5 protein-coding genes are annotated in these 5,932 nt (G+C 64.2%); 1 reads left to right on the top strand and 4 read right to left on the bottom strand.

Annotation, left to right across the window (positions count from 1 at the left end; translation table 11 throughout):
• Positions 1 to 652 (top strand): efflux RND transporter permease subunit (locus ACK5L9_RS15995; protein WP_416912461.1); only part of this gene is annotated, 652 nt, incomplete at its 5' end.
• Positions 653 to 798: 146 nt separating this feature from the next.
• Here the strand turns inward: ACK5L9_RS15995 and opgC are convergent.
• The 4 genes from opgC to ACK5L9_RS15975 all read right to left on the bottom strand — a co-directional run.
• Positions 799 to 1,905, bottom strand: a complete 1,107-nt coding sequence (opgC, locus tag ACK5L9_RS15990; protein ID WP_416912460.1) for an OpgC domain-containing protein — start codon at positions 1,903 to 1,905, stop codon at positions 799 to 801.
• Positions 1,902 to 3,992, bottom strand: coding sequence for a glucans biosynthesis glucosyltransferase MdoH (gene mdoH, locus ACK5L9_RS15985; RefSeq protein ID WP_416912459.1), 2,091 nt, complete (start codon positions 3,990 to 3,992; stop codon positions 1,902 to 1,904). The genes opgC and mdoH overlap by 4 nt, the downstream gene beginning before the upstream one ends.
• 1 nt (position 3,993) lies before the next feature.
• Positions 3,994 to 5,538, bottom strand: coding sequence for a glucan biosynthesis protein (locus tag ACK5L9_RS15980; RefSeq protein ID WP_416912458.1), 1,545 nt, complete (start codon positions 5,536 to 5,538; stop codon positions 3,994 to 3,996).
• Positions 5,539 to 5,672: 134 nt separating this feature from the next.
• A partial coding sequence (locus ACK5L9_RS15975; RefSeq protein WP_416912457.1) for a putative PEP-binding protein occupies positions 5,673 to 5,932 on the bottom strand: 260 nt, incomplete at its 5' end.

The raw sequence follows: 5,932 nt of genomic DNA, 5'->3' as shown, positions 1-5,932 counted from the left end.
GCCGACCGTGACCGTGCAGGCGGCGGTTGCCAGCAAGGACCAGCCCGCCACTCTGGTCGAGGCGCTGAAGGACAGGGTGGCGGATTATGCGGCCACGCTGCCGCCTTCGGTGACGATCGGGCTGGGAGGCTCGGTCGAGACATCGACCGAAAGCCAGCAGCCGATTGCAGCGGTGGTGCCCGTCATGTTGCTGATCATGGCCTTTCTGGTCATGGCGCAGATGCAAAGCTTTCGCCTGTCGCTGATTGTCTTTGCCGCCGCCCCCCTTGGCCTGATTGGCGTCGTTGCAGTGCTGGTTCCCTTTGGCGTGCCGATGGGCTTTGTTGCGATATTGGGGATTCTGGCGCTGATCGGGATCCTGATCCGCAATTCGGTCATCCTGGTCAATGAGATTCAGGTGCTGCTGACCAAGGGCCGGACGCAATGGGATGCCGTGTTCGAGGCATCAGACAGCCGCGCCCGACCGATCCTGCTGACGGCGGCGGCGGCCTCGCTGGCGCTGATACCGATTTCGCGGCAGGTGTTCTGGGGGCCGATGGCATTTGCCATGATGGGCGGCATTATCGCGGGCACGCTGGTGACGCTGATCTTCGTGCCGGCGCTGTACTGCGCGGTGTTCCGGGTCCGCCCGCCGGATCGCAGCAGGGGCTGATCCTGCCGTTGTGATTGCCCGCGCGAAAACTGCCGTATTGTGGCCCGATCAAGCAGGCAGGGGGCCGGGTGTGTCAGACTCTTGACCGCCCGGACTGTCCTGACGCCTGCCGGTGGTGGTGGACGGCACGGCAAGCCGCACCAATGTCAGCGCCCCTTTTGCAGGGGCGCGCCCCAGGCCAGCCACAGCGCCGCACTGCACCACAGGGCAAGGATGACCCAGACATCGATAACAAGGCGGCTAAGCAGGCCCTGATCGGGCGGGTTCATCTGCAATGCGTCACCCAGAACTGACAGCAGCACGCAGACGATGAAGGACCACAGGCCGCCGCGGCCGATCTGCTGCATGGCGACGCCGGGGACGGTCTTTGCCAGCCACTCCATCGGGCGGGCCAAGGGTACCGCGACCAGCCAGCTTGCCGCCATGATCGCCAGATAACGCGTTCCGTCCAGCGGCCATTTGTCGATCACGCCATAGACCTGCTTCAGTGCTTCGCGCAGCGGCAGCACCGAATCTCCGATCCTCAGGGCGATCACGATGGTTGCGCCGAACAGGAACATGCCGGCGGCCAGGACGGTCAGCAGATGCCGATGGCGCAGCAGGACGGGCATGAACCTTTGCCGGAACAGCCCCATGGCCACGCCGGAATAGAACAGCATTTGCCAGCCGAACGGGTTGAACAGCAGTCCCGCACCGCTTTGATTGGGAATCAGCGGGTTCAGCACCGTTGCGAACCACCACAGCACCACCGACCCGGCGGCGAACCAGAAGGGAAAGCGCACCAGCAGCGGCACCAGCAGCGGCGCCGAAGCGATCAGGATGACATAGACCGCCAGCACATCCAGCAGGTTGGGTTGCAGCCACATCGACATCAACTGGGCCGTATAGACCAGCGGCTGTTCCGTGATCCAGATGGCATACTGATTCCAGACCGCCGTATGCTGAAATCCGATGGCCAGCAGCCCCGCAGACAGCAGTGCCATCGTCAGCCCGCCGATCACCAGCGCGCGCCAGACCTCGAACGAGCGGCGGATAAAGCGCCGCTGCGCCTTGCGGCGGCCATCCCTGCGTTCGACCGCCAGCCAGACAAGGCCGACCAGAAAGCCCGACAACAGTACGAACAGCTCTGCCGCGTCAAAAATCGAGTAATTGGCAATGGTGAAATTACGCATCGCGGACAGCGGCATATGGTCCACCATGATGCAGATCAGCGCATAACCGCGCAGCATATCGAGGGCGACCAGTCTTTTCATTCGGGCAGGTTGCTCCACCGTGACAGAAGCGCTGCGTCGGCGACGAGGGCGTTCTGTTCGGCACGGTTCATGAAGCACAGCGCCTCGGCCTGCGAGGCGGCATGTGCGATCTTGGCCTCGGCGGTGATGCGGTCCAGCCGCTCGGACGCGAGGCCGGGGGAAAGGGGCGTCAGCAGCGCAATGTGGCTGGCCAAGGCCTGAGGGTCGCGGCCAAGCCGCAGGATCGATTCGGGGCCCTCGACAGGGCGGGGCAGGCGGCGGGTCATGGCCTGCGCTTCCGATATGATGGGCGGGGTCTCGCGTTCCTCGGGCGTAACCAGCAGGCCGCGCCGCCGCGCCCAACGGCCAAACAGCGGGCTGGCCGAATAGCGCGAGGTCATCGGTGACAGGATCAGCCCCGCCAGAATCGGCGACAGCCAGATCAACTGACCGGGCGAGAAATGCGACAGCACGATCAGCGTGCCGATGCCGACCCCGACATGCACCCAATGCCGGCCCGCCACCACGCCCCAGCCGGGAATCGAACCGGCGCGGACCTGCGCCTGCCAGCCACTGTCGCGGCCCAGCAGGATATCGAGGATCTGCCGGGTCTGGATCAGCATCTGCACCGGGGCGATCAGCGCCGACAGCACGATCTCGAAGAGCGAGCTTAACAGGATTCGGCCCTTGCCGCCCGAATTGCGCGAAAGGGGCCGCATCCAGGCACGGAAGATCGCAAAGAACTTGGGCAGCAGCAGCAGCGCCATGGCGACAATGAACAGCCACAGCATGCGCCGCGCGTCAAAGACCGGCCAGGTCGGGAAAAGCTGATACGAGCTGGGGAAATATTCCGGCGTGGACAGCAGCACGGTGGCCGACAGGACCAGGCCGACAAAAATCAGCGCCAGCCAGATCGGACTCATGACAAAGCCCAGAACACCGATGGCGAAGTGCACGCCGCTGATGGCACGGGTCCGGCGCATGCCCAGCAGGGCCAGATGTTGCAGATTGCCCTGCGCCCAACGGCGTTCGCGGGCGGCATTGTCCAGAAGGGTGGGCGGGCCGCCCTCGAAACTGCCGCGCAGGTCGTGATCCAGCCGCACCTTCCAGCCGGCGCGGCACAGTGCCGCCGCTTCGACGAAATCATGGCTGAGGATGGTGCCGCCAAAGGGGGCCCGGCCGGGCAGGCGGGGCAGGCCGCAGCATTCGGCAAAGGCCGAGACGCGGATAATGGCGTTGTGGCCCCAGTAATTGCCGGTATTGCCCGACCAGGCGGCCACACCACGCGCGATCATCGGACCATAGACCCGACCGGCGAATTGCGACAGGCGGGCAAAGATCGTCTCGCCGCCGACCAGCACCGGCATGGTCTGGATCAGCGCCAGCCGGTCATCTGCCTGCATCCGCGCGGACAGGGCCTGAATCGTCTCGCCGCTCATGACGCTATCGGCGTCAAGGATCACCATCTGGTCAAAGCGCCCGCCCCAACGGCGCAGGAAATCGGCGATATTGCCGGTTTTGCGGTCGGTATTCACCTCGCGCCGACGGTACCAGATCGGCAGGGGCGACAGGGCGCGGGCGGCGCTGACGGTCAGCGTTTCGTTCACGGCGATGGCGGGATCCCGGCTGTCGGACAGAACGAAAATCTCGGTCCGGTCAGCCATGCCAAGCCGTTCCAGATCGCGGGCAAGCGCGGTCAGCAGGCCGACACTGACAGCGGCGTTTTCGTGATAGACCGGCATCACCACCGCCACCCGCGCCGTCACCGGGCCATCAGGTGTCGTCGGCTGCGGGGCCAGCAGACCCGAGATGGTCGAACAAAAGGAAAAGCCCACCCAGGCGAAGGTCGGGATGAACAGCACCAGCAGCAGCCATTGCATCGGCGTCGGACTGTCGCCGAAAGCCGCCAGCATCTGCAACGATCCTGCCACCGCAATTGCCGCCGTGCCGCCAAGGGCGATCAGCCGGGCAAGCCAGACGCGCAGCGCCTCGCGCCGCCTTGGCAGTTCGCGAAGGGGGCGGGCACGGAAATTCTGCACCGGCATCGCCATCGGTACCTCGGGCGGCATCGGGGGCAGGGCAAGGGGGGGCTGCGACAGTTCCATCATGTCAGACAGTCCAGCGGGTCATCCAGGTCTCGCTCAGGGCGACACCATCCTTGCCTGTCAGACCCGCCCGCAATTCGGACAGGGCTGCGTCGCCGGGTTCGAATTCGAATGCCAGACGCAGCACCTGTTGTTCGGGAAGGCGCTTGAGATAGGCGTGAACGATCTTTCCCGCCGATGCCGTGACCTGCGGTTCGGGCAGGTCGTCGCCGAAAAAGGACAGGTCGAAATCAATGATGAAGCTGCGCGTCGTCGGCGTGTTGATCGACCTGCCCGAGCGTACCTGCCGCACATGGGCCAGCGGCAATTCGGCGGGCGGCAGGCCAAGAAAGCTCATCCGATAGCGAAATTCGCTGCGCTTGTTCTTCAGCAGGGGTTCGTTCGGCACCCAGAAGCTGACGATATTGTCGTTGAATTCGTTCTCGACCGGAATTTCGATCAGCCGCACCTCGCCTTCGCCCCAATCCTCTTCGGGCTCGATCCAGACCGAGGGGCGCAGGTGGTACATCGCCTCGGCATCCTGAAAATCGGTAAAGGCGCGGTGGCGCTGGATCAGCCCGAACCCCTTGGGATCGCGATCCACGAAGGACGAGATTTGCAGCGTTTTGGGCGCGGCAAGGCTGCGCCACAGGCCCTGACCGGCACCGGTATGCATCTGCAACCCGTCGCTGTCATGTACGGCGGGGCGATAGTCATCGACGGCGCGGCGGCTGGCCGGGCCGAACCAGAACATCGAGGTCAGCGGTGCAAGCCCGGTATTCTTCAGATCGACACGCGGGAACAGCGCGGTGCGGGTGCGCACCAGCGTGACCGCGCCGGGAGTTACGTCGAACTGAAAGGCGGCGGTGACGGATTTGCTGTCAAGCACCGCATAGATGCGCACCGATTGCGCGTCCTCGACCGGATCCTCGATCCAGAAATCGGTGAACAGCGGAAATTCCTCGCCATCGGGGCTGCCGGTCTTGATGGCCAGCCCGCGCGCGGACAGGCCGTAAAGCGTGCCACGCGCCACGGCCCGGAAATAGCTGGCCCCCTGAAAGACCAGAAATTCGTCCATGACGCCGGGCTTGTTCAGCACCGTGCGCATGCGGAACCCGGACCAGCCCATTTCGCCCTTCGTGTCCAGATCGGCACCGTCGGGGAATTGCGACGGGTCGAATTCCAGCAGATGCGGGTCGAATTCCAGCAGGGCGGGCACGCCTTCGCGGATGATGCTGATATTCACCGGTTCATAAAAGATCGCGCCGGGTGGCAGCAGATCGACACCGAAACGGTCACGATGCGTCAGCGGGTCCATGTCGCGCCGAAAGCGGATGCCGCGATACTGGTCATAGTTCAGATTGGCGAAACTGCCGACCTGCTTGGCGACAGGCTGGGTATAGACGCTTTGCGACCGTTCGTCGGCGACGGCGGCCACATCCTCGAACCCGAAAGCGGAGGCTGGCGCGGCCTCTGCGCTTGCCGTTTCCTCGGCGTTCACCACCGTTGCGGCAAGTGGGCCACCAACAGCCAGTGCGCTGGCAACATTGAGAAATTGACGACGCTTCATGTTCGATTTGTCCCAGGATCGGATTATCATAGTGCGACCGCGAAACCACGCAACCTTGCGCCATGCATCGCGTTGATTAGCGGCGAAAAGCCGCGAAAAACAAGTCTGATCAGTGTCACTTTTCCGCGCTTTTGCTATTGCTGCGCTAGCCATTCGGTCACGGTTGCGCGCAAATTCGGCTTGCCCGCCGCCCGTGCCTCGTCGATGACCCGCCGCAACTCTTCTATCGAGACGCGGCGGATCAGGTGTTTCACCGGGCCGATCGAGGCCGGGCGCATCGACAGCCGCCTGATGCCCAATGCCGCAAGGGTCAGCGCCTCGACCGGGCGACCCGCATCCTCGCCGCAAAAGGACAAGGGCACGCGCGCATCCTCGCAACGCGCGATGATATGGC

It is taken from the genome of Paracoccus sp. (in: a-proteobacteria) (genome assembly GCF_047973135.1).
Taxonomy (GTDB): Bacteria; Pseudomonadota; Alphaproteobacteria; order Rhodobacterales; family Rhodobacteraceae; genus Paracoccus.
This window is presented reverse-complemented; position numbering and strand designations above follow the sequence as displayed.

Excerpts from the sequence above, each read along its gene's own strand:
- opgC (WP_416912460.1), bottom strand. The coding sequence starts at position 1,905 with ATGAAAAGACTGGTCGCCCTCGATATGCTGCGCGGTTATGCGCTGATC.
- mdoH (WP_416912459.1), bottom strand. The coding sequence starts at position 3,992 with ATGATGGAACTGTCGCAGCCCCCCCTTGCCCTGCCCCCGATGCCGCCC.
- ACK5L9_RS15980 (WP_416912458.1), bottom strand. The coding sequence starts at position 5,538 with ATGAAGCGTCGTCAATTTCTCAATGTTGCCAGCGCACTGGCTGTTGGT.